At 45.7% G+C, this 25,632-nt stretch carries 20 protein-coding genes; 16 read left to right on the top strand and 4 right to left on the bottom strand.

Features of this window, described 5'->3' with window-relative positions:
• Positions 1-269 precede the first annotated feature (269 nt).
• The 4 genes from epmA to BIZ39_RS01985 all read left to right on the top strand — a co-directional run bounded on the left by epmA (position 270) and on the right by BIZ39_RS01985 (position 5,306).
• A complete protein-coding gene (epmA, locus tag BIZ39_RS02000) occupies positions 270-1,238 on the top strand; it encodes an elongation factor P--(R)-beta-lysine ligase (protein WP_187446220.1) in 969 nt (322 codons plus the stop codon).
• 177 nt (positions 1,239-1,415) lie between these two features.
• Positions 1,416-3,890, top strand: coding sequence for a TonB-dependent receptor (locus tag BIZ39_RS01995; RefSeq protein ID WP_187446219.1), 2,475 nt, complete (start codon positions 1,416-1,418; stop codon positions 3,888-3,890).
• A gap of 168 nt (positions 3,891-4,058) precedes the next feature.
• The gene (locus tag BIZ39_RS01990) at positions 4,059-4,682 is read left to right on the top strand and encodes a gamma-glutamylcyclotransferase (RefSeq protein WP_187446218.1); all 624 of its coding nucleotides are present in this window, start codon (positions 4,059-4,061) and stop codon (positions 4,680-4,682) included.
• Positions 4,683-4,787: 105 nt separating this feature from the next.
• A complete protein-coding gene (locus BIZ39_RS01985; protein WP_187446217.1) occupies positions 4,788-5,306 on the top strand; it encodes a GNAT family N-acetyltransferase in 519 nt (172 codons plus the stop codon).
• A 37-nt stretch (positions 5,307-5,343) separates the two neighbouring features.
• Here the strand turns inward: BIZ39_RS01985 and BIZ39_RS01980 are convergent, their stop codons facing one another.
• A complete protein-coding gene (locus BIZ39_RS01980) occupies positions 5,344-5,952 on the bottom strand; it encodes a peptidylprolyl isomerase (RefSeq protein WP_014975652.1) in 609 nt (202 codons plus the stop codon).
• A gap of 49 nt (positions 5,953-6,001) precedes the next feature.
• Positions 6,002-7,234, bottom strand: a complete 1,233-nt coding sequence (locus BIZ39_RS01975; RefSeq protein WP_187446216.1) for a methyltransferase — start codon at positions 7,232-7,234, stop codon at positions 6,002-6,004.
• A 318-nt stretch (positions 7,235-7,552) separates the two neighbouring features.
• Between BIZ39_RS01975 and BIZ39_RS01970 the strand changes: the two genes are divergently transcribed.
• The 4 genes from BIZ39_RS01970 to BIZ39_RS01955 are packed head-to-tail and all read left to right on the top strand — an operon-like array spanning position 7,553 to position 9,891.
• Positions 7,553-8,194: an alpha-ketoglutarate-dependent dioxygenase AlkB family protein gene (locus BIZ39_RS01970; RefSeq protein WP_187446215.1), complete on the top strand. Its 642-nt coding sequence runs from the start codon at positions 7,553-7,555 to the stop codon at positions 8,192-8,194.
• Between the two features lie 5 nt (positions 8,195-8,199).
• Positions 8,200-8,520: a BolA family protein gene (locus BIZ39_RS01965; protein ID WP_014948226.1), complete on the top strand. Its 321-nt coding sequence runs from the start codon at positions 8,200-8,202 to the stop codon at positions 8,518-8,520.
• A 31-nt stretch (positions 8,521-8,551) separates the two neighbouring features.
• A complete protein-coding gene (locus BIZ39_RS01960; RefSeq protein WP_187446214.1) occupies positions 8,552-9,244 on the top strand; it encodes a phosphatase PAP2 family protein in 693 nt (230 codons plus the stop codon).
• 2 nt (positions 9,245-9,246) lie between these two features.
• On the top strand, positions 9,247-9,891 hold the full coding sequence (locus BIZ39_RS01955; RefSeq protein ID WP_187446213.1) for a nucleotidyltransferase family protein: 645 nt from the start codon (positions 9,247-9,249) through the stop codon (positions 9,889-9,891).
• A 48-nt stretch (positions 9,892-9,939) separates the two neighbouring features.
• On the opposite strand, the gene BIZ39_RS01950 is transcribed toward BIZ39_RS01955, so the two are convergent.
• Positions 9,940-11,280, bottom strand: a complete 1,341-nt coding sequence (locus BIZ39_RS01950) for a nitrate regulatory protein (RefSeq protein WP_061486924.1) — start codon at positions 11,278-11,280, stop codon at positions 9,940-9,942.
• A gap of 354 nt (positions 11,281-11,634) precedes the next feature.
• A complete protein-coding gene (locus tag BIZ39_RS01945) occupies positions 11,635-11,922 on the bottom strand; it encodes a hypothetical protein (protein ID WP_014948232.1) in 288 nt (95 codons plus the stop codon).
• A 434-nt stretch (positions 11,923-12,356) separates the two neighbouring features.
• Here BIZ39_RS01945 and BIZ39_RS01940 point away from each other — a divergent pair, with 434 nt between their 5' ends.
• From BIZ39_RS01940 to BIZ39_RS01905, 8 genes are all read left to right on the top strand, one after another.
• Positions 12,357-13,922, top strand: coding sequence for a SulP family inorganic anion transporter (locus BIZ39_RS01940; RefSeq protein ID WP_014978293.1), 1,566 nt, complete (start codon positions 12,357-12,359; stop codon positions 13,920-13,922).
• Between the two features lie 311 nt (positions 13,923-14,233).
• Positions 14,234-16,783, top strand: a complete 2,550-nt coding sequence (nirB, locus tag BIZ39_RS01935) for a nitrite reductase large subunit NirB (protein WP_187446212.1) — start codon at positions 14,234-14,236, stop codon at positions 16,781-16,783.
• Between the two features lie 36 nt (positions 16,784-16,819).
• Positions 16,820-17,191, top strand: coding sequence for a nitrite reductase small subunit NirD (gene nirD, locus BIZ39_RS01930; RefSeq protein ID WP_187446211.1), 372 nt, complete (start codon positions 16,820-16,822; stop codon positions 17,189-17,191).
• An 87-nt stretch (positions 17,192-17,278) separates the two neighbouring features.
• A complete protein-coding gene (locus BIZ39_RS01925) occupies positions 17,279-20,182 on the top strand; it encodes a nitrate reductase (protein ID WP_187446210.1) in 2,904 nt (967 codons plus the stop codon).
• A gap of 12 nt (positions 20,183-20,194) precedes the next feature.
• Entirely contained in the window at positions 20,195-21,178 is a 984-nt protein-coding gene (gene cobA / locus BIZ39_RS01920) for a uroporphyrinogen-III C-methyltransferase (protein ID WP_187446209.1), read from the top strand.
• Positions 21,162-22,148, top strand: coding sequence for a glycosyl transferase family protein (locus BIZ39_RS01915; protein ID WP_168463603.1), 987 nt, complete (start codon positions 21,162-21,164; stop codon positions 22,146-22,148). The genes cobA and BIZ39_RS01915 overlap by 17 nt, the downstream gene beginning before the upstream one ends.
• Before the next feature lie 145 nt (positions 22,149-22,293).
• Positions 22,294-23,811, top strand: coding sequence for a bifunctional metallophosphatase/5'-nucleotidase (locus BIZ39_RS01910; RefSeq protein WP_187446208.1), 1,518 nt, complete (start codon positions 22,294-22,296; stop codon positions 23,809-23,811).
• 4 nt (positions 23,812-23,815) lie between these two features.
• Complete coding sequence (locus BIZ39_RS01905) at positions 23,816-25,414, top strand: GGDEF domain-containing protein (protein ID WP_187446207.1); 1,599 nt, start codon at positions 23,816-23,818, stop codon at positions 25,412-25,414.
• Positions 25,415-25,632 lie beyond the last annotated feature (218 nt).

The following is a 25,632-nucleotide window of genomic DNA, read 5'->3' as shown; positions in this document are numbered from 1 at the left end:
ATCAAGGTGACACAACAAAGAGTACGGACATTTTAAACTCGCCCTTCGGGAAGGTCTGGCAAGCTTCCTAGCTTCATTCTGGGAATTTGAAAGGGAACAACCATTCCTGCATTCCCACGCTTCGCTATGAAGCTTGCCAGCGCCTTCTGAGTGGGCAATGATCTATGCGGATTGGTATTAAGCGCATATCGCGCATTCTGTTTATGTGTAAAGCCGGTGCCTTTGTGTACCGGTTTTTTGTTTTAGCTATTCTTTTTAGGTTTGAATACATGCAATCTTGGCAGCCTACTACCACTCATGAAGCCCGTGTTGCGCGAGCAGAATTACTCAGAACAATCCGTGAGTTTTTTTACGCAAGAAACGTGTTAGAGGTCGATACGCCTTTACTTTCAAACGGTACGGTTACCGATGAGCATTTAGATGCGTTTGATACCCAATTCAATTTTGCCTCATCCGGTAAGCCAACGACGCTGTATCTTCAAACTTCCCCTGAATATGCCATGAAGCGGTTACTGTGCGCTGACAGCGGTAGTATTTTTCAGGTGTGTAAAGCGTTTCGCCATGAAGGTGAAGGGCGCTGGCACAACCCAGAGTTCACCATGCTAGAGTGGTACCGCTTAGATTTTGACCATTTTGCGCTAATGGACGAGGTTGACGCCTTGCTGCAAGAAACCTTAAACACAGCTTCGGCTGATAAGATGACGTATCAGCAAGCTTTTCAAACCTATTTAAATATTGACCCGTTAAGTGCTGATGGCGACGTTTTGCTAAAGGCAATGGAAGAGCAGAACATAGATATTCACGCGCCGCAAAATCTAAGCTATGACAGCAAGTTACAACTGTTGTTCAGCTATGTAATCGAACCTGAAATCGGTAACGAAAAACCGTGCTTCATCTACGATTTCCCTGCTTCTCAGGCGGCGCTTGCCAAACTAAGCCCAGTTGATGAACGGGTTGCCGAACGCTTTGAGGTGTATTACCAAGGCGCTGAACTTGCTAACGGTTTTCATGAGTTAAGTGCAGCAAAAGAGCAGCGACTGCGTTTTGAAACTGATAACGAGAAACGCAGAGAACATGGCCTTCCCACTAAGCCCATTGATGAAAACTTTCTAAGTGCGCTTGACGCAGGTTTGCCACCGTGTGCGGGTGTGGCGCTGGGCATCGATCGTTTGCTTATGCTTAAAACCAACGCGAAGCATATTCAAGGAGTGATCAATTTCACAGTGAGTAGGGCTTAGTACCTTCGTGCCCAATTAGCTATGAATTGCTTAAACCTTGGGTTTCAGTAGGCGCGTCCGATTGAATTGCAAAAACATAAGATTAAGTGAGTAAAGCAGCGGTTGACAAGCAATGGGCAATGGATAAAATGTTATAACATCACTAAATAATGTTATAACATCCACAGAGGGATACCCATGAAAATGCGTTCGCTGCTAAGTTTATCCATAGCAGGGCTGTTAAGTGCGCCTGTGCATGCCACCACAGTAACGGGAAAAGTCACCGACACGGCAGGGCAACCTGTTGCAGGGGCTGAAGTAAAAATCGAAGGCAGCCGCCGTGTAGCATACACCGATGCAAATGGTATTTACCGTTTTGACGATGTAAAGCAGCCACATATTCATTTACATGTTTATTCTTCAAACTACATTCATGGTGATAACGACTTAGGCGACGTAAATACGGATCAAAATGTAGACTTCGTTTTAAAGCCTGCATCCGTCGAAAATATCGTGGTTACCGCCAATGCGCTTCAATCATCAGTACTGGAATCTGTTACGCCAGTGACCGTAATTGGTGCTGAAAAATTACGTAAAATAGAAGCGCCAACCTTAGGGGAAACCCTAAAAAACGCGCCTGGTGTGCACAGCACTTATTTTGGCCCGGTTTCAAGCAGCCCAGTTATTCGCGGTAATGATGGCCCGCGCGTAAAGATTGTTCAAAACGGTTTGGATGTATCTGATGTATCTCGAGTAGGTCCAGATCACAATGTTGCCACCACACTTTCAAGTGCAACGCAGGTGGAAGTACTTCGCGGTCCTGCAACGCTTCAATACGGTAGTGGCGCTATTGGTGGTGTGGTGAACGTGGTTGACAAACGTATTCCTCAGTATCAGATAGACGGCGTAGAAGGCGAAGCTGAAACTAGCTATAGCACAGTGAATAACGGCTCGTATACCCGTGCAGATGTAACGGGTGGCAGTGGCAATATTGCATGGCATGTCGACGGGTTTTATCGCGATACAGACAACGCGGATATTCCGGGCTTTGCGTCTATCGATCCCGATGAAGATGAACCAAACGGTGTGCTAGAAAGCAGCGCAATGGAGACGCGTAACGTCGTTGCAGGTTTATCTTACGTGGCCGAAGAAGGCTACTTCGGTTTCGCTGTGGAACAACTCGACAACAAATATGGCGTACCTGGTCATAGCCATGCTCATGGTGAGGAAGAGCATGAGGGCGAAGACCACGATCTTGAAGAACATGATCATGAAGAACACGCTGAAGAAGGCGTGTTACTTGATGTAGATATGACCCGTTATCAAGCAGCCGGTGAGTGGCACTCTCCGGTACGTGGACTTACAAACCTTAAATTTGCCGCAGCTTACACCGATTACGAACATGCTGAAATTGAAGACGGTGAACCAGGCACGGTATTCACAAACGAATCGAGCGACATTCGCTTGTCTGCCTACCACGAAGAAGTGAACGGCTGGCACGGCGTATTCGGGCTACAGTTTAATCATAGCGATTACAATGCCGTGGGCGAAGAAGCCTTTACCCCAGCTAATACCACATCAAGCTACGCACTTTATCTAATAGAACAAAAGAAAGTAGGTGATGTAACCTTTGAGCTTGGTGGCCGACTAGAGCGAACGACATTAGACGCTGATGCCAGCGAAGTGGAACTTGACGTATTGCATGATGAGCATGAAGGCGAGGAGCACGATGAGGAACATGAGGGTGAAGAACACGAAGAGCATGCCGTTGCTTTCAACTTCCCTGACTACGACTTTACCAGTCTATCGCTTTCAGCGGGCGCCAACTGGGAATACCAGGAGGGTTACTCGGTTGCCGTTACGTTGTCACGCAGTGAGCGTGCGCCTAGTCAGCAAGAACTTTTCTCTGCTGGCCAGCATTTAGCAACACAAAGCTACGAAGTAGGTCTAGTATTTGATATGGACGAGGAAGGCCATATCGAAGAAACACTTAAAGGCGTAAAAGAAGAAGTTAGTACCAACCTAGATATTACTTTCCGTAAGTTTACTGGAAGCTGGGGCTACAGTGCGTCGTTCTTCTACAATCAGGCAGATGACTATATCTTCCAAACAAGCACAGGCTTAATTGCGCTCAGCGTGCACGAAGAACACGATGAGCACGAAGAGGAAGGATTAGAAAGCGAACACGAAGAACATGGACATGATGAACACGGCGATGAAGAAGGCTTGCCTATCTATTACTTCCAACAAGCTGACGCTGACATTTGGGGCTTCGAAGCAGAAACTTACGTTGATTTATCAGACACGCTACGCTTAACCGTATTTGGTGACTATATCCGCGCAGAAATAGAAGACGACAACCTTCCGCGCACGCCGCCTATGCGCTTTGGTAGTGAATTAAGCTACGTGAACGATGGTTTAAGTGCCGACGTGGGCTTTACGTGGTACGACGACCAAAATGAAGTTGCGTCATTTGAGACTGCAACCGACGGCTACACCTTGGTTAACGCGAGCGTGCAATATGAGTTTGGCACGCAGGGCATTGACTGGGTAGTGTTTGCGCGCGGTGAAAACCTAACTGACGAGGAAGCCCGTGTTCATACATCTTTCTTAAAAGACCAAGCACCGCTTCCAGGTAGAAACTTTACTATGGGTGTGAGAGCGTTGTTTTAATTAAACAACTCCACTGCGGTATACAAGGCGATGTATTGGGGCTCTCAGTACATCGCCTTTTTTATACTAGGGGAAAGTGGTCAGTACGATTTTTTCTAGTTGAATAAACTGCAAAGATAAACATGCTTAAGATGGTAAACGTCGAGCGGTTGTGAAGTAGAGGTGAAAATGAATGAAATAGCGAATTGGTTAAGCATGCAAACCGAAAAACACATGGTGTTAGGTTATGGAAGCTTACTAAGCAAAGACAGCCGAGAGCGCTACTCCAACATTTTTACACCAGGGATCCCTGTGACGGCTTCTGGCTTCGAAAGGGCCTGGGTGACTCGCAGTCTTCATGAAAAACAGACATACGTTGGCGCGGTGGCCAATGCGCATAGCAAATTAAACGCCCAGCTTATCCCCACACAAATTAATCCTGCCTTACAGGAAAGAGAAAAGGATTATCGGTTCGTTGAGGTAAGTCCTGAAGCACTAAATTTTCATCTACATCAACATAATGAATCAGCGCCGCTAGAAAACGTGCTTTCACAATTCACTTTTTGGATTTGTGAAACACTTGAATGCACACAGGCAAATAACGACTACCCCGTTCACCAAACTTATATCGATACATGCTTAAGCGGATGTCTAGAGCACGGCGGTATTAAGGAAGCCGAGCGATTTATCGTCCATACATCGTTGTGGGAGCACCCAAGAGTGAATGACAGGTTGAACCCAAAATATCCTCGCGCCGCAGCGGTGAATACTGAACACCTCGAACAGATAGACAGGCTTTTATCAAAGAGGTAGTGTTTCGTTTTTACGTTCTTCTTTGAGTTCTCAGACGCAAAGGTATTTTCATGACGCAAAAGCTGGAAATAAACCCTTGTATGAACATTTCGAAAAAGGTCTAGTGTGAACATAAACACCGCTATTTTTACAAACGATAAAATAACGCTACGGCCGCTTACTTTTGATGATAAACACTGGGTATTGGCATTACAGCAAGATGAACTGTGGCTTAGATACATTGGAAGTAAAAATGTCCATACAGTAGACGATGCGTGTGACTACATTGGCAAAACAAATGCGCAGCGCGAAGAGTGGGGGTATGGCCTGCTGGCTGTCGAATTAACCGAAACCAAACAACCGTTGGGCGTCTGTGGCTTATTTAATCGCTTTGCATTTGAATGCCCAGATTTAGGCTTTGCCATGCTGCCTGAAGCAAGAGGCAAGGGTATATGTTATGAGGCATGTCAGTGTGTTATTGCGTGGTCTGCCTCTAAGGGCTATCGTTTTTTAACCGCAATGACGCACCCAGAAAATATGGCGTCGCAGAAGCTTTTACAGCGCTTAGGATTTAACAAGCAGGGCTTTTACTTTGACAAAACCTTCCCAAAACAGCATTTGTTCAGGTTGGAATTACAGCCATAAAGCATTGCTCTTTATGGCTGTTTGTATCTGTTAATCGCTATAAGGGCGGTAACACGGTCATCTTTTTAATAATAATCGGCTCAATGGGTACGTTATTCGCGTTAAGGCGAATCGAATATTCAGTTTCTACTTCCGACATGGCATCAACAATATCTTCGCCTTCAACAATTACGCCAAAAACTGCGTAGCCCCAGTCTCTTCCGGGGTTTAAGCTGCTGTTGTCATTCACGTTGAAGAAAAATTGTCGGTTTGCGGTATGCGGGTCACCTTGTCTTGCCATGGCAATGGTGTGCAGGTCGTTAGTCAAACCGTTACCAGATTCATTGAAGATATCTGGAAAGTTTGACTTACCGTTGAAGTCTGCCGTATAACCACCACCTTGCACAACAAAACCAGGCACGATGCGGTGAAAAATGGTGTCTTCGTAGGCGCGCTTGTCAACATAACGAAGAAAGTTATTTACGGTAATTGGCGCACGTCTTCTGTCCAGTTCAACCACAATATCGCCCATGGTGGTTTCTATTTTCACCCGAGGGTAATAGTTATCTGGCTGAACCTGAGACCCATCGTCTTTTTTGGCCATAACGGGTGAACTGCTGCCTATTAGCATGATGGCGGTCAGCAGTGATAAAAGTATTTTCTTCATAAAAATGCCTTTAAATGTTTTCCTTAATTCGCGCACGTTTTTTAATCGCTTAGCGTTTTGCAGTGCCTAAGATAACGAACTTTTTGTCACTCGCAAGTACCTTAGCGCCACCAAACAACTTTTTAAGTTTAATGTGATAGTCGAGGTGTCGGTTACCAACCACCACTAAGTGACCGCTTTTAATAAGTACGTCCCGGGAATCAGTGAACATTTGCCATGCAATATGGTCAGTGATTGCGTTTTGTTGATGAAATGGTGGGTTACACAGAATTTTGGTAACAGCAGGTTTATTCTCTCTATTGATTAATGTTTCAAGGCAATTACTTGCAACAAACTCACATTGATCAATTTTATCCGGGAAGTTGTTGAGCACATTGAGTCTGGCACTTTCTAATGCCATATAGGACTCATCCACAAATATTACTTTGGCATCAGGGGCAAGAGAAAGGGCATTAACCCCCAGTACTCCGTTGCCGCAGCCTAAATCTACCACCACATCATTAGCGCTCACCGTCATATGTTCAAGCATAATGCGAGCGCCTATATCTAATGACTGTCGGGAAAACGTATTCGCCAGATTGTCTATAGTTAACGCCGTTCCCATCGTACTTTTACACTGCCAACGCGTCGGATAGGGAGAGTCAGATAGTTTTATTGACTCACGAGGCGAAGCGAACACAAGCCGCGATTTCTTCTTGGCAAGGGAAGTGGTGGTGGGGCCAATATATCGTTCAAATAGGTTGAGTACGGATTTTGTGATGGTCTTCACTTTACCGGTTGCGATAACGCGCGTGTCAGGTGTTATATATTTTTGTAAATCAATAAGCTGTTGTTCAAGAAGTGCAAGGGCGCGGGGGACCTTCAGCGCAACAAGACTCGGCGCCTTTTCTGGCTTAAACGTTAAGCTTTGCACGCTAGTCAAGGTTTTCAGCGGCGCGGTTAGCAGGCCGTTTTTATTGTTCGTTTCTGCATTACCCAGTAAATGATTGGCTTTTAAATTCTCAGAGAGTGATCGCAAAGATATGTAGGAGTCAGATACCCAGTAAGGTGCTAAGTGCGAAAACCAACAACCTAACGCGCCGAAATCGTCGTTAAAAATCATCATTGAGCCATCATTGTCACCACTGCCAATTGAAAGCGACGCTTCACTTAATAAGTTCTCAATGTGCTCAATAACGAGTTCATCAGCGCTATCCCATGCTTGAAGGCTTATGTGCTGGTGCTTTTCAGGGTAGCGAATAAGCGAAAATTGTCGGTCGGCAAAAATAAATTCTGTATTCATTGGAGTCTGTTTTCAGAGATGGCTCAAAGCACTCACATACTTTTGGGAATGCCTATTTGGTTTATGTACGCGCTGCCTATCTTATCATATCAGCCACGCGGCTCTAACCAATAACGTGTCATTCTTATGCCGTGCAATGTTGATGGTGACAATGTAATGGTGAAAGAATCACTTTTATAGCTCGCAGAAAAATCCACATTAGCAATGCATGCGTAATTAAGGTGTAATTAGGGGAAACTTCACATGTGTGTTTAAGCACTTTTGAGATCAAGTGCCCATAGCCAAGATTATAAATCACCGGAAATATCATAGTTACGCATGCAGTTTTCTCTTTTCGAGACCCCAGAAAACAATAGCTCTTCTCATAAGCTCCCGCTGTCAGAGGGCGATGTCACTTATTTTCCTCAAGCGCTATCAAAAAATGATGCAGATACTTTTTTTGAGTTACTGAAGGCCGAGTTACCCTGGCGTCAGGACTCGATCAGACTGTTTGGCAAGCAGGTAAAAATTCCCCGCCTTCAGAGCTGGCACGGCAATGACGATTGCACCTATACCTATTCGAATTTAACCATGTCGCCAAATCCGTGGACGAACAGTCTTTTAAGTATAAAGGATTGTTGTGAAGCGCTATGTGCTCCAACCCAAAATACAAAGTTCAACAGTGTGTTAGCGAATTGGTATCGTGACGGACAAGATAGCATGAGCTTTCATTCAGACGATGAGCCTGAGTTGGGCATAAACCCGGTTATTGCATCCGTCACCTTAGGTGAAGTAAGGCCCTTTGTTTTTAAGCACAAAGAAACTAAGGAAAAGTATACACAGGTGCTTGAGCACGGCAGTGTACTAATTATGGCAGGAACAACACAAAGTCATTATGTGCACGGTATTGCGAAGACGGCTAAGCCTATCGGTGGTAGAATTAATCTTACATTCCGACATCTTATTCACAGAACAAGGTAAGCCAAATGCAAGTAAAAGCGTTTCTGGAAACTACGATTGAAGCTGCACTTAATCCGAGTTTTCTCGAGGTTGTAGATGAGAGTTTTATGCACAATGTTCCGGAAGGGGCTCAAAGTCATTTTAAAGTAACGGTAGTGAGTGATGCCTTTGAGGGGAAGCGCTTAATAGCGAGACACAGAGAAATTAACGGTCTGGCGGCTGAAGCGCTGCAGGGGCCAGTTCACGCGTTGGCACTCCACACGTATACGCCGACAGAGTGGGAAGCTCGAGGTGGGCAATCTATGGTATCGCCAAACTGCCTAGGTGGTAGCAAGCACGACCAATAACGCTCTTTTTGTACTAAATGGAAGTAGATTTATGACAAGCAGTGAAACAAAAAACAGCGGCGCGCTAGCCTCTTACTTAGACATCATTAAAACACCCTCTATTCAGGTGTTACTACTTGGCACCGGTTTTTTGCTTATGATGTTGTTTGTCTACATGGGCGTGCTGACTACGTTTGACAATGCGTTATTCAATGTAATCAGCGAAGCAGGCAATGTATCGGGTTGGAAAGAAGACGCGCTTCGTGATATCACCGCGTTAGGCAGTAATGCGGCACTTATCTTTGTCACGATTTCAGTTGCCGGAGCCTTGGCGATGGCCGGTGAAAAGAAAAAGGCACTGACTTTTTTGATTGCTGTTGCCGTGGGGATCGCAACGACTTTCTTACTCAAAGCTGGCATCGACAGGCCTCGTCCTCCGCTGCCCATGCAGGATGTAAGTGTGTATACACAAAGCTTCCCCTCTGCACATGCTACCTTATCTACGCTTGTTTATTTCTATATCGCCTATTTGTTAACGTACTTCACGCAAAACGCTTCAGTAAAAGTGTGGATCTACATGGCAGCCACCTTTCTTGTATTTTGTATTGGCTTAAGCCGCATTTTATTGGGCGTGCATTGGCCTAGCGACATTATTGCAGGGTGGTTTGCTGGTGGCAGTATGGCTGCCTTTTGCTTTTATATCATCAAGTGGAAACGCAAACTGCGTATAAAAGGCGAAGGTTAAACGTGCAAGATCTCAAACGGCTAGGCGACATTATTAAGCGGGATCCTTTTCGCATGCGTTGCCTTCGCGCTTTGAGAGCGCTCGATTTACCGCAAGGGTACATTGGTACTGGATTTGTTCGAAATGCCATATGGGATGAGTTACACGCAAGAGTGACACCAACTCCGCTTAACGATATTGATGTGATTTACTTTAGTGGTGGAATTAATCCGCCGCAAAGTGTTGCGAGTGCCGATAATACATTGGAATCAGTACCTCAACCGCAAGCTTACTCACCAAATTCTGCAGCTGCTAAACCAGGGCTGAAAGCACAAGAACAAGCCATAGAACGCGAGCTAGCGCGTATGGTTCCTCAAGCTAATTGGCAAGTTAAAAACCAAGCGCGTATGCACGTAGCTCACGCGCACGCTCCCTATCAAAATTGCCACGACGCTATTTCTTATTGGATAGAACGAGAAACCTGTGTTGCGGTTCGTCTTTTAGCCAATGATGATTTAGACATACTCGCGCCATTTGGTTTGGAAGCAAACTTCGCCGGCACCATAAGTATTAACCCAAAATATCCAAGACCCGAAGTTTTTAAACAGCGACTTGCTTCTAAGAATTGGCTTACTGTTTGGCCTTTGTTGACTTTAGTTTCTCCTTAAGAGCTAGAACGCGCTTAATTAAACTAGAAGTGACTCAATTGAGCGTAGCTACCTTTGAGCAGTAGTCTTTGTTGTAATATTTACTATCTTAGCGGCAATAGCCGCTATGGTCGTATTTTCGCTCATAGCTTGTTTTTGCAGTCGACGATACGCGTTATTTTCGCTTAATCCGAATTGCTCCATTACTACCAGTTTTGCTCGCCCAATCAGTTTTTGTTCCTGTATTGCACGCTTGGCCTCTTCGAGCTCCCGACCCATATCTTCTATGTGTTGGGCCTGTGAACGCAGTAAATCATAAAAAGAGCGGTGAGCAGATAGAGTCTTCGTTTGCTCGTTAAGTGATAGCGTTTTGATTTCGTCTTCTTTGGTGTCTTCCGCGAGTCCAGGCATACTTGGATCGAACAATAAGGTGAGCGGTGAGCCATCAGTAGCGTGTTCATCATTGAAGCGCGTAAGCAACTGCTGATGATTGGCCATCTCATTTTTTGCATTGGCGACTTTACTGTTAGCTTGCTGAGTAAGGGCCTCAGTGAGCGCCACTTCGATAGTCTGCATTGCATCCATTCGACGTGTTGCTACATCAAACCAAACTTCCGATATTTCTCCGGCAATCGGACTGCCGTCACCAAGCTGTGCAATCATATTTCTAAGCTGTGTAATATCGATTGCAGCAGGGCTTTTGTTCAACGCGTCTAATGCATCTTTATGCGGCTTACAGCTAAACTCACAGAATATACTGAAGTGATGTTCTTGGGCATGCTGAAGCGCGGCCAGCTTTTCACAAAGGCGAACATCGAAATGAGTTTCTGCGAAACCAATAGCGCCCCACGCCCGCTCCTGCCCAGCGTATTCTTTTGCCTGCATAAAATTGAACAGTGCAACCAATAAGCGAGTGATTGTTGGGTCGCTTGCAATATCTGCCGCTTCAAAAATAACCGTAAGCAAACTGGCAACTAGACGACTATATGCTCGTGTAGATTCCAGTGGTGTCAGCAGCTGCTTGCTTACTTGTTCTCTCAGTCTGGGCAGGTAGTCCGTCGCCTGCATAGCAAGTGTAATGCTGCTCAACAACCGCGGGTTACCCGTTGTGATCTCATCTGTCAGGTAGAGAGATTTCAAGTGGCTTTTCAACATTGACTCCGCTTGCTCGCTAGCACTGACGTACTGCATTCGCTCAGCGGCATAACGCTCGCCTTTTGAAGCAAGAAAGATATTGCTGGCCCCACGCTCTTTTTGCAGTTCATGAATAAGTTCTCGAACGGCAATTACAATTCGACAATTACTAGATAGTTGCTCAAGCACGGTTATTTCGGCGTGCTTGGCCGCTAGCAAAAAGCGCTTAGTGGCGTCGCTACAAAGCGCAATGGTCTGTTCTGGTTCATGAAGCATGTTAAGGCCTGCTAATCTTCGGTACACACGTTTCGAATTTTTTCTTGATGAGTGCATCTATTGGCGAAACGTTTTTTGAAACTCATTGCTCTTAGCCCCTGCACTCAGCAGAGCAATACGTGTACCAAGCAACACTTATGCCCTGTTTATTAGAATTAATGAAGATAAGCGTTAGAGTGAACAAAAACGCTCGGAGTGCTGACATTTAGCGGCATGTGGTTCGGCTGGAATTTTAACTTAAGGTGACTGTATAAGGGGGACGGGAAGGTTAGCGGCGTTAAGAGGGAAGTTGAGAGAGAAGAAGCTGCGCCAAAATGGTGCAGCTTCGCAAAAGGTGTGGTTTTGCTATCCAGATTAGTTTCTGACTACGCGAAGAAACCAACCTACAAACAGTGAAATTAAGAAACCGAAGAAGGCAATCATTGTGGTGATAGTTAACATTTGCCCAGAAAAGTCAGCATTCTCGCCAGTGTGCTCGCTAACCAGCATTCCTGATGCTTTAAAGATAAACAATGCTGCTACAGAAAATAGTAAAATAACGGCGGTCGACATGATAGTGGCTTTCCAATAAGCCTTCGGCGACATCCAATGAATAGCGCCTGCCACTAGCACGCACAAAATAGTCAGAATATAAGGTACCACTTTAACTCCTCGTTGAATAAGACTTGTGCCTTATTGCGACGTCTTACCGTAGCCCCGTATTAGAAATCGAAGCGCATTGAACGACGCGGTTAATAAAAACCATTATACGATGCCATGTACGATGCAATTTGTCAGCATTCGCTATTAAATTAAGCCCTGAGACCGTACATGAAAAATTGACAAGCTCACAGCATTAGGAAAGGGGCAAAGAGCCCTGCGCTTATCACGTAAGCGCCAAGTAGTTCGGACTGGAGCCTGTTGATCTTTGCTGCACATCAACGTTCAACAGGCCCTAGTAACAATCTATTAAAAGATTTTGCGCTACAATGGTGATAGAATCGCCGAAAAAATCTCCTACCTACTTGGTGTTCTGCTTTAACGCGGTGTACGCCATGGTGGGTTGTTGTGTTTAACATCTTAGCTTCTGAGAGAACATGTTCGATTTAATTACCAGTAAAGACAGCAACGTTAAAAACGACGTGCTATCAGGTATTACCGTGGCGCTTGCCTTGGTCCCTGAAGCCGTTGCATTCGCATTTGTGGCCGGCGTAGAACCAATGATTGGTCTTTATGCGGCTTTCATGATGGGCTTAATCACTTCCGCTATTGGTGGCCGACCAGGAATGATTTCTGGTGCTACCGGCGCCATGGCCGTTGTAATGGTGGCACTGGTTGCCCAACACGGCGTGCAGTATTTATTTGCCGCGGTTATTTTGGCTGGTTTACTGCAAATAATGTGCGGTATTTTCAAGCTCGGAAAGTTTATACGTCTGGTCCCATATCCGGTAATGCTAGGCTTCGTAAATGGTTTGGCAATTGTTATTTTCTTGGCGCAATTAGGCCAGTTCAAAGTGACCAACGCAGCCGGTGAATTACAGTGGATGGAAGGTACGCTGTTATATTGGATGTTAGGGCTTGTGGCGCTAACCATGGCCATTATCTATTTATTGCCAAAGCTAACCAAAGCTGTACCGGCGTCGCTTGTAGCGATTGTTACGGTAACCTTGTTAGTACACGGTCTTGACCTTGAAGCGCGCACTGTAATCGACTTTGTTCGCGATTTGCTACCAGCTGACCAGCGCGACACCGCGACGCTAGCGGGTGAACTTCCTAGCTTTGCTATTCCTATGGTGCCGTTCACCTGGGAAACCTTCATGATCATTTTGCCTACCTCAGTCATTCTTTGCTTGGTTGGTCTAATTGAGTCGCTTCTTACTCTTTCATTAATTGACGAAATGACAGATACCCGCGGGCGCGGCAACAAAGAGTGCGTTGGCCAAGGCGTTGCAAATACCGTAAACGGTTTCTTTGGCGGTATGGGCGGTTGCGCCATGATTGGTCAAAGTATGATTAATATTAACTCTGGTGGCCGTGGCCGCTTGTCTGGTATCACCGCGGCGGTTGTATTATTAGGCTTTATTCTATTTGCTGCTCCGCTAATTGAAATGATTCCTCTCGCTGCCCTTGTTGGCGTTATGTTCGTGGTGGTTATCGCTACATTTGAGTGGGCGTCATTCAGAATTATTCGCGGCGTAAACAAAGAAGATGCGTTCGTACTTTTCCTAGTAACAGGCGTTACCGTTATCGCTGATCTGGCTATTGCGGTTGTGGTGGGTGTTATCGTTTCAGCACTGGTGTTTGCATGGAAACACGCTCGTCATATTGAAGCGAGATCCCATATCGATAACGACGGTTGGAAAGTCTATGAGCTAGACGGCCCGCTGTTCTTTGGCTCGGTATCGCATTTCAAAGACCTGTTTGATATCGCCAACGACCCTAATGATGTAGTTATTGACTTTAAAGACTCTCGCATTTGGGATTCATCAGGTATCGATGCGCTAGATACCCTTGCTGACAAATACGAAGAGCAGGGTAAAAAGCTACACATTCGCCATATCAGTGATGAATGTCGCTCACTGCTTCGCAAGGCCGATAAGTTTGTTGAAATTAACGTGGTTGAAGACCCTCGCTACCGCGTAGCGACGGATAAGCTGGCCTAAGTTATTTGATAGCCTTAATGCACCAAGTAAACACAGTTTTGCGTTTGTTTGGTGCAGTTGTGAAGTCTGAATAATGCTTATTTTGTAGTAAATCAAATAAAAACAATTATTTACGGTTTTGGCACTGAACTTGGATAGCTATAAACGTAAAGTGTGTTTTGGTGATTTGTGTCAATCGCTGAAAATTGTGTGATTTATAACACTCCGTAAAATGTGTTAGCCGACCTAAACCGTTGGCAAAATAGGCAACGAAGCCCGCATCAACGAAAGTTGAAGCGGGCTTTTTTTTGTCCCGAAAAAAGGGGAATACCATGACTTCATTGGACTCAAAACCGCAAATTGTCGTCGTAGGCAACGGCATGGTGGGGCATCATTTTGTTGAGCAGCTTCACCAAAGCGATGCCAATGTAGAAATAACCGTTTTATGCGGCGAGTCACGCCTTGCGTACGACCGCGTTTATCTGTCGTCTTTTTTTAGCGGCGCGAGTGCTGATGACTTAGCGCTTACTACTCCCGCTCAGTACGCCGAGTGGGGCGTAAACGTAGTTACCAATGCCTTGGTTACCGATATAGACCGTGACAATAATAAAGTGACGACGTCGGAAGGGCAGGTGTTTAGCTACGATAAGCTTGTGTTAGCTACGGGCTCTTACCCATTTGTGCCACCCATTCCTGGCAACGATCAAGAGCATTGCTTGGTGTACCGTACTATAGACGATCTACTTGCTATTGAAGCGTCAGCAGCGGTGAGCAAAGTAGGGGTTGTCGTTGGCGGCGGTCTTCTAGGTTTAGAAGCCGCTAACGCACTAAAACAAGCCGGTCTAGACACCCACGTGGTAGAGTTTGCCCCGCAGCTTATGGCGGTACAGCTAGACCAAGCTGGTGGTAACGTGCTTAAAGATAAAATCGAAGCATTGGGCGTAATGGTTCACACCCAAAAGGCCACCCAAACTATCGAGGCTGGTGATACCTGCCGCTATAAAATGGTGTTTGCTGACGGCACTGCACTAGAAACTGACATGATTTTATTCTCTGCCGGTATTCGACCTTCCGATCAGCTTGGCAGAAAGTCAGCGCTAACACTGGGTGAGCGCGGCGGTATTGTCATTGATAACCATTGCGTGACGTCTGACCCAAACATTTACGCTGTGGGTGAATGTGCGCTGTGGGATAACAAAATCTTTGGTCTTGTTGCACCTGGCTACACCATGGCACGCACGGCCGTAAGTCATATTACAGGTGGCGATGCCGAGTTCGCTGGCGCAGATATGAGCACTAAACTCAAGCTAATGGGCGTAGAAGTGGGCTCAATTGGCGATGCCCATGAACGCACAGACGGAGCGCTTAGCTACACGTACTTAAATCAGCCCGAGGGCGTGTATAAAAAGCTGGTGGTAGATAGCGAGCAAAAGTACGTGCTTGGTGCTGTGCTCGTTGGCGATACCAGCGACTACGACACGCTCTTACAGTATGCACTTAATAATATTGAATTACCTGAACACCCAGAAAGCCTAATTCTGCCCTCATCCGATGCCGCACCGGCGTTAGGTGCCGATGCACTACCAGACACCGCGTCTATTTGTTCATGCTTAAATGTGACTAAGGGCGACATAGTTTCAGCCATTGAAGGCGGCTGTTGTAGCGTTGGTGATGTAAAAGGTGAAACTAAGGCCAGTACAGGTTGTGGAGGCTGTGCTGCCTTACTTAAAAATGTTGTGGATAGCGAACTTGAAAAGCGCGGTGTGGAAGTATCAAAAGCCATTTGTGAGCACTTCAACCATACCCGACAAGAGCTATTTCACATTGTTAAGGTAAACGGCATTCGCACCTTTGACGAGCTACTAGAGCAGCATGGTGAAGGTCTAGGGTGTGAAATTTGTAAGCCCGCTGTCGGCTCAATTTTAGCTTCGGTGTATAACGACTACATTCTTAAGGCTTCACATCTTCCTCTGCAAGACACCAACGATATCTACCTTGGCAACATGCAAAAAGATGGCACGTACTCGGTTGTACCGCGTGTACCTGGTGGCGAAATAACGCCTGAGAAGTTGATTCTGCTCGGCGAAGTGGCAAAAGAATACAACCTGTACACCAAGATCACGGGTGGTCAGCGCATTGATTTATTTGGAGCGCGCGTAGAGCACTTACCGGATATCTGGGAAAAACTGGTCGCTGGTGGTTTTGAAACCGGCCATGCTTACGCGAAGGCACTGCGTACCGTGAAATCGTGTGTGGGCAGCACATGGTGCCGCTACGGTGTACAGGATTCTGTTGGCACTGCCATTGACTTAGAGAATCGTTACAAAGGCTTACGTGCACCGCACAAAATTAAATTTGCCGTTTCGGGGTGTACCCGTGAGTGCGCAGAAGCCCAAAGTAAAGACATTGGTGTTATTGCTACCGAGCAAGGCTGGAACCTGTATGTTTGCGGGAATGGCGGCATGAAGCCTCGACATGCAGACCTGTTTGCCACCGATCTAGATACCGAAACCCTTATAAAGTACATCGACCGCGTGCTGATGTTTTATGTGAAAACGGCTGATCGCCTACAGCGCACATCGGTGTGGATGGACAACTTAGAAGGTGGGTTAGCTTACTTGCAAGACGTTGTGATAAACGATGCTCTTGGCATTAATAGTGAGCTTGAAGCACAGATGGATGCTGTGGTTGATGCTTATCAGTGCGAATGGAAAACCACCATTGAAAACCCTGAGTCGCGCAAGCGTTTCCGTCAATTCGTAAACAGCAATGCTAGCGACACCAATATTCAGTTTGTTTCAGAGCGAGGCCAGGTTCGCCCAGCTACTGAAGCTGAAAAAGTAGCAGGTAAAAATCAGTTCATTCCTGTCTCTATGGTATAGCCACTGGCTTATCAACCCTGTTAGGAGAATCAAATTATGTCAGCAGCGCAAAATGTAATGGCGTCAGAACCACAGCAAGTGCAATGGCACTATATTTGTGAGACGAACGACTTAGTGACAAACAGTGGGGTTTGCGCCCTTGTCGACTCACAGCAAGTGGCAATTTTCAGTTTGAAGATAAACGGCGAAACCCAGGTTTTCGCCATTAGTAACTACGACCCTATTGGTAAAGCAAACGTACTCTATCGCGGGCTTCTAGGGTCGATAGGCGGTGCGCCTGTTGTTGCTTCGCCTCTATACAAAGAGCATTACTTTTTAGAAACCGGGCTGTGTAAAGAACACGACGATGTTTCCGTCACGGCTTACGCTGTGAAGGTAGAGGGCGAAAAGGTTTTCGTCGGCGTTTAAGCAAACTGCCTTTATTTGAACGCCCACATGAAAAAAGCCTTTTAGCAAAATGCATTCAAAAGCTGTTAAACCGAAAAAGGTAATGAAATGAATATGCCTACACGACAACCCGACATGATGTCTGAACAATTAAGACAAACAACATGCCCATACTGCGGCGTAGGGTGTGGTGTAGATATCAGTTGCAACGTAAGCCCGCGTGCCATAACCCTGGACACTGTTAAAGGCACGCCAGAGCATCCCGCCAATTATGGAAGATTGTGTGTTAAAGGAACAAACCTGCTTGAAACAAACGACGTAAACGGACGTTTGCTTCACCCAACCATGGCAGGTCAATCGGTGGATTGGGACACGGCCACCGATGTGATTGCGGATAAGATCACCTCTACCATTGCGCAGTATGGCGCGGATGCCGTTGCTTTTTATGTATCAGGTCAGCTTCTCACCGAAGACTATTACATTGCCAATAAGCTTATGAAAGGTTTCATCGGCAGTGCCAATATCGATACGAATTCACGCCTATGTATGTCATCAGCCGTTGCCGCGTACAAGCGTGCGTTCGGTGAAGATGTGGTGCCTTGCGATTACACCGATTTGGAATGTACAGATTTACTGGTGATCACCGGGAGTAATACGGCGTGGGCGCACCCAGTGCTTTTTCAACGCATTCAGCGAGCAAAGCTGAAAAATCCGAATATGAAGGTCATTGTTGTTGACCCACGCAAAACCGAAACCTGTACCATTGCCGATTTACACCTTCCTATAAAACCGGGTAGCGACGTAGCGCTATTTAACGGTTTACTCAGCTATGCAAACGCACAAGGTCGAATAGACAAATCCGCCGTTGAGACCTATGCCGAGGGACTTGAAGAAACGCTCAAAAGTGCAAATGCCTTAACGTTAGATGACGTTGCTGAAGTATGCGACCTGGACATTAACAGCATTAAGGCCTTCTTTGATGCCTTTTGTGAAGCCTCTAGCGTAGTTACTTTTTATTCTATGGGCGTGAACCAGTCTTCTGCTGGTGTGGATAAAGCCCAAGCCATTATCAACTGTCATTTAGCAATGGATTTAATTGCTAAAGACGGTTGTGGTCCGTTTTCAATTACTGGCCAGCCAAATGCCATGGGAGGGCGTGAAGTCGGTGGGTTAGCCAATATGCTAGCTGCTCATATGGACCTTGAAAACCCTGATCATATCAGCGCTGTTAAAACCTATTGGAATGCACCCGTCATGCCTAAAGGGCAGGGGCTTAAAGCAGTTGATTTGTTTAATGCAATTGAGAGTGGAAAGGTAAAGTTCGTTTGGATAATGGGGACTAGCCCTGTTGTCAGTATGCCAAATCGCGGTCAAGTTGAGCGCGCACTTTCAAAGTGTGACATGGTGGTGGTGTCTGATATTGTTGAGTCTAACGATACGCTTAACTACGCGCACATTGCTCTTCCTGCCACGGGGTGGTCGGAAAAAGACGGCACGGTAACAAACTCAGAGCGCCGTATTTCACGTCAGCGCGGTATATTGCCCCCACCAGGTAGTGCAAAACACGATTGGCAAATACTATGCGAAGTGGCGGGTAAAATGGGCTTTGGCGAGGCATTTAATTTTACCCATCCGTCACAAATATTCTGCGAATACGCTGGGCTAACCGGCTATCAAAATAACGGTAAGCGACAATTAGACCTGTCACCTTTACAAGCGTTAAGTGAAGCTCAGTACAATGGGCTATCGCCTTTGCAGTGGCCTTTTCACACAGTTATAAAAGCTGAGAATACGGCCAGTTCTAATTCTAAATCTAACCCTAACCCTCGCCTTACCAGTAAACGTCCTTTTGAAGATAAACGGTTTTCAACCCCTAGTGGCAAAGCGAAACTTATTCCCGTAACTTACAGAGCGCCACTGCAGGTAACATCAGACGCTTATCCTTTTGTTGTGAACAGCGGCCGAGCGCGAGATCAGTGGCATACTATGACACGCACGGGTAAAGCGGCAAAGTTACTGGCTCATATGCCAAGTGCTTGCGTGCATATCAACCCTAAAGACGCTGCTGAATTGGGCGTTGAAGATGGAAGCCTCGTTTCTCTTTCAAGTGCAGTGTGTAAAGACGCCCCTGTTATTTATCCGGTTAAAGCGGATACGGATATGCGCAAAGGGGAAGTATTCATTCCCATTCACTGGTCGGCGCAATGGGGTTCGCACAGTAAACTAGGCGCACTTTACGCCAGCGCGGTAGACCCTATTTCAGGGCAGCCAGAGTTAAAACACGCGGCGGTAGCTATCGCGCCTGCTCATTTCGCTACCTACGGCAAGCTCTTTGTTTCATCAGTAAACCAATCAGCACATAATTCAAAACTTAATCCGTTTAGTGAAGACGCACTAAAGCATGCGTGTGATTACTGGAATACGACACCGCTTGAAAGCACAGAGGCGTCTTCACCTTTAAATAACTCGGATGCAGCATTATCAGTATTGAATGTTGCTTCGAACAAAGGTCGTCGGGATTTTACCCAAGGGTTGATACCTCTGCTGCCGCAAAACGCGGTGCTATTGCAGTTTCATCATCATACATACTCAGTATGCCTTGCGCTTGTCGATGATACTCTTTGTTTCGCGGCGTTTTTGGGCGATGAGCCAGAAAAGGGTGAAAGGGCACCAGCAACTGCACATACAACAGCGCAGGCAGCGCCACATTCAAAAAGCACATGGTCAGTACCTAACGAATGGCTTGCCAGTCTTCTCAACACATCTATTTCTACAGACATACAGCGCAATTTAATACGTGGCCAAGTAGACGACGCATTTTTAAATGGTGATGTAGTTTGTAGCTGCTTTGAAGTGCGCGAAAAAACCATTACACATGCCATCGAAGAAGGCTGTAGTTCGGTGGCAGATCTTGGTGAAGCATTAAAGTGTGGTACGAATTGTGGCTCGTGCAAGCCCGCTTTGTCTCAGCTGATAGACAAGCATTTAGTCATTGAAATTCAATCTGTTTAGGAGCGTTAAATCATGTCAATTGCATCTAGTTGGTCGTTACCGTTTTTGCGCACCTTATTTAAACCGCAGAAACCTTTGTTAAACCTCTTTTATCGCGATGCTATTTCTACCTCGGTCACGACCGTGACGACGCGCCAGCGCTCCGATAATCCAAAAGCTCCAGCTAAGCATTCATACTTTGGCAAGTGGTTGAAGTTAGCAAACAGGCAAACTGAAGGTCATAAACAAGGGCAGGTGTTCATCGTCGGTGCTGGCCCTGGTGATGCCGAGTTACTTACGTTAAAAGCGTTTCGTCTTCTGCAACAAGCCGATGTCGTGCTGTTCGATGCTTTAGTCAGCGAAGATATTCTCGCGCTAATTCCCTCTAAAGTGGTGAAAGAATATGTAGGGAAACGCTGCAAAAAGCATAGCTTTACCCAAGACGCTATATGCAAGCGAGTGGTTGAATTGGCAAGCAACGGTCACACTGTCGTACGGTTAAAAGGCGGTGACCCAGCCCTATTTGCAAGAACCTGCGAAGAAACCGATGCACTCACAAAAGCCAACATTCCTTTTGCTATTGTTCCTGGTATTACGGCAGCATCGGGTGTGTCAGCCTATACGGGGATCCCTTTAACCGACAGGCGTTGTGCTCAGTCGGTGAGTTTTATGACCGCACATTTTAAGGACGTGGATCAATGGCCAGAGATGGCACCCATGGCGCAAAATGTATTGAAGCAAACCATGGTGGTTTATATGGGGCTAAGCCGACTTGAAGGGCTATACAAAGGCTTGATTCATCACAACGTGCCAACCACATGGCCAGTAGCGGCAATTGAAAATGCCACTTCGCCTGAACAGCGCGTGATTACTGGCGTGCTTGCCGATATTCATAGCAAGGTAGAAGCAGCAAATTTAACGGGGCCTACGTTACTTATATTTGGAAAGGTGGTAGAGTCTCGTCAACAGGTAAATACTCTTCTATTACATTCATCCAAGCATGCAGCAACCATTTAGTGAATACATAAAAATTATTGGAAAAGGTCAAAAAGGGGGGCGTAGCCTTACCCGTGATGAGGCTTATCATGCCATGAAAATGGTATTGGCCAATGAAGTGACAGGCGATCAACGCGGCGCATTTCTTATGTTGCTGCGTACCCGTGAAGAAACACCAGAAGAAGTTATTGGCTTTGTCGATGCATGCAGAGAGCTGATAGAGCCAGAAGTTAAAAACCTCACCCCCACGTTAGATATTGGCTGCTACGCGGGAAAGCGTCGCCAGTTACCGTGGTACTTATTGGCCGTAGCGGTTCTAGCCAACAATGGTTACTCGGTTATGCTCCACGGTGCGCATGAACCGGGTTCGGGACGCCTTTATGCAAGTATAGCGTTACCCCAATTGGGCCTGTCTGAAGTTAGCAGTATTGAAGATGCCAAACAGCAGTTAACGGATAAAGGGGTGACTTACCTTGATTTGTCTTATTTGCTGCCTGCGCTCGACACAATTATTAAGCTTCGTGAGGTATTTGGCCTGCGTTCATGCGCTAACACCCTCGCAAGGTTGTTGAATCCCACCGCTGCACAATTTTGCGTACAGGGCGTTTTCCATATGCATCTTGACCACAAACACTGCCGCGTTAATGAAAATTATCCATCTATAGATGCGCTTTGTTTTCGTGGTGATGGCGGAGATCCTGAAGTTAATGGTGAACGGGAAACTGAGCTATTTATTACCAGAAATGGTGAGACCGAAGAAGTAATAATGCCGGTGGTTGCTGACAAATGGGCGCTTAAAGATAAAGACATGAACGTTAACGACATGCTTGATGTGTGGGCGGGTAACGCGAGTAGCCTTTACGGTGAACAAGCCGTTTTGAGTACACTTGCCAGCTATTTAGTGCTGCTACAAAAGTGTGATGTCGCAGATGCCCTGTCCCAGGCAAGGCAGCTTTGGGCACAGCGCGATAAAAGCGCAACGCCATTTTAAGGTCACCTGCGTTTTCCGAGCGGGCAATTATCTATATTGCTTGATATAAAGCCCTTCTTTTTAAGGAAAAATAGCCAATCGTCGCATTGACTTAATCGTTGCTATACTTGTTAATAGTAATAACAAGTTTTCCTTAAGTGGTGTTATGCGAATCACGCAATGGCTCGTATTTTTAGCTAGCCTGTCGCTCATATTTCGAGCAGGTTATGCTGTATCTGAAAATCGAGAACAGGTCACAACCTCTAGCGTAACTTTCGTACTAACCGCAGATATGCCTAATATTAGCGACGCACGCACAGGGCGTTACGCTAATCTTCAAACCCTCGTAAAACAACAGCGGCAAATTAGTGAAACCGTCTTCTTCATTTTCGGCGGTGGCTCGATTGGGCCGAGCGCGCTATCCTCGTTTGACCGTGGCTCCCACATTATTGATATTCTCAATTCCCTTGAGCCAGATGTGATGGGGGTCACAAAGAGAGAATTTAGTTTCTATGAGGATGAATTATCTCTTCGTTCTTATGAAGCAGCCTTTCCATTGGTAGCCAGCAACGTAATAGACAACCGAGTGGGGCGTTCCCCTGATGGCCTGCACACTTCTGTGATTGTAGAAAAAGAAGAATTAACTCTTGGTGTTATATCAGTTTTACATGAGAGAGTGATAGAAGAGTACCAATTATCTGATATTACTATAACGCCTCCTCAAAAAGCCATCATGGAGGAGTCTAAAAGATTGCGACAGCAAGGCGCAGATATTATTTTGCTTCACTATTCCTACCCGTTCCCTTTTATTAATACCATGCTGAACAAACGCATTATTGATGTCGCTTTTATAACAGACAGTCGCTTGGACGAGAAAAATATGCTCGAAACTACGCGTCACCCTAATAGCATGGTGCTTACGCAGCAGGGCACCGCTGTCGTTGCTAGTTTCGTGAAAAGTGCTGGGTGGCAAGCAACGTCGTATACCGAACAGCCGTTAGAAGATATAGAGGCTGATGCTGAGTTAAACGAGCAACTCATTGAGTATGAAGCGCGCCTAAAGCGGTTGTTAAATATCCAAATTGGCGAATGGAAGATTGCCGTTTCGACCGCGCGCAAAGAAGTGAGAAGTGAAGAGAATCCTTTTGTAAACTTTGTCGCGGATACCATTAAACACTATGCCAATACTGAAATTGCCTTGATAAACGGAGGCAGTATCCGAGGCAACAAACAATATACGGCAGGTACACCGATTACTCGGCAAGATATTGTCACCGAAATGCCGTTTCGCGCGCATGTAGTAGCTTTAGATATAACTGGCGCTCAGTTGATTCAAGCTCTGGAAGAGGGGCTTTCGCAATATCAAAATTTAAAAGGTGGTTTTCCTCATGTATCGGGTATGTCTTATAGTTTCGACCCTTCAGCGAAAGTTTTTCAACGAGTAAAAAATGTCACGATTAATGGAAAGCGAATCGATAAGTCGAAAACCTATTCACTGGCTACAAGTAACTTTCTGGCCAATGGCGGAGACGGTTTCTATGCGTTAAAGAATACCGAAAAGCGTCCGGCCTCGAGCACACGTCCCCCTCAAATATCAGACCTTGTTATGCAGGCCATCGTCAATCAATACGATTTAAAGCCTAAAACTGATAACCGCATAATAAATATGGCAAAAGGCGAGTGATCAGATGCAGCATAAGAAAAAGACTTTGTATCTGTTTATCATTGCACAATGCAGTGTGATGGGATTTTTTCTTTTAATACTGGTTTTGACGCTGCTGCGTTTAAATGACGTGCGAACAGTGCTTGACGATATCACCTCGTCTTCTATCCCCACTCTTAGCCAAGCTACTGAAATTACTCGTGAAGTTCAGCACTTAATTTCACTTACTGCGCGATTAACATCGTCTGAGAGCCAATCGTCTCGGCGTATTATCAAAACTCAGTTAGATGAAACGATAGAGCGCCTGGATTCCTCCAATTTGAAACTTGAGCAGGGAGACAAGTACTTAGCGACGCAACTGAATGTACTTACATTAGAAATAGAAGAACTAAACGCATTAGTGCGTCAGCGAATTGATGTTGAAAAAGAAGTGCGGGTGGAAAGGGAAGTACTCTTTACTTACTTGAACAATACTTTCGAAGACAATAAATCGCAGTATGAGGGTATTCAATCTTCTCAAACGCTGGTTCCTCTGATATTACAAATTGCCCAAATAAATCAGCAGTTCCAACTGCATGAGTTACGCAAGTTAGAGGACAGTATTGAAAAAAGCATCGCTTCCTTGCGTGAGGCGACATCGCTAGACAAGCGCAGCAGCGAACTGGTAAGTGCGCTAGAGGAGGGGGTATTAGGTAAATGGGGCATGATTGATAAACAAGCTAATGTCATGCGTATTCGTGGACGTTCAAGAGGGCGAGGCAGTTTTGTTGAGCACTTGGCTGAAGAAGTCGCGTCAAATATTGAGTTTAGGGCATCTTCAATCACAAAAGACACCTCATTTTACGCATTGTCTGCCAACCAGGCTGTGTCCAAACAAATAACCCTGTCATTGGCACTTTCATTAATTGTGATGATTATTTGTTGCGCCATCATCTTCTATATCTACAAACGTATTATTCTGCGTTTAATTGCTTTAACCAACTTGGTTGAAAAAAATAGTGAAGAAGTAGCAAGCTTCGAAGGCAGTGACGAGATATCTCGCCTGGCTAAAACCTTCGCACTGTATTTTGAGAGAGTGAAGAGCCAAGAAACCGAATTGATTCGTTTGTCACTTAGCGATCCGCTGACTAACATCCCAAACCGACGGGCATTTGAAATGGAAATGGAAAAGGTAATAGCAATGTCAAAACGGTATGAATGGCCGTTGACGGTGATTATCTTGGATGTCGATAGTTTCAAACTTTACAATGACAATTATGGTCACCCTAAAGGGGATGAATGCCTGAAAGCCGTCGCTATTGGGCTTAATGAAGTTATTACCCGTAATACTGATTTCTGTGCTCGATACGGTGGTGAGGAGTTCGTAGCGATTCTGCCTAATATCGATGAGAAAGGCGCGAAGGTGAAAGCTGAAGAGATTCGAGATGCGATAGAATCATTAGGGATAGAGCACAGCAAGAGCACAGTTTCACCCGTAATTACCGCAAGTTTGGGCGTTGCAACGGTCAATTTCGTTAATCACCACAACTGGACGTTAACTTCGATCCTTAATACCGCTGACAGAGCTTTGTACGACGCCAAAACGGGCGGCCGGAATCGTTGCGTGTTTTCATCGCTGCCATGAGTATTTTTGTATAGCAAAAAGTAGCGCGTTTATGTCAATGCCCAAACTGGGCTATCTTTAATCTTTATTGAACAAAAAAATTTAGTTTTATTTGTGTGAAACATCAATAAACTTCACTTCCTCTGCTATCTTTAATCAAAACCAATAAATACTAGCTTATCGTTTCAGACAACTAACCGTATTTCAGTGTGATACGCCAGTGCCTATTTTGTCAGGGT

This window comes from Alteromonas sp. BZK5 (genome assembly GCF_014349115.1).
In the GTDB taxonomy this organism is placed as follows: Bacteria; Pseudomonadota; Gammaproteobacteria; order Enterobacterales; family Alteromonadaceae; genus Alteromonas; species Alteromonas macleodii.
The sequence above is the reverse complement of the archived record's forward strand: the minus strand, read 5'-3'. Positions and strand labels throughout refer to the sequence as shown.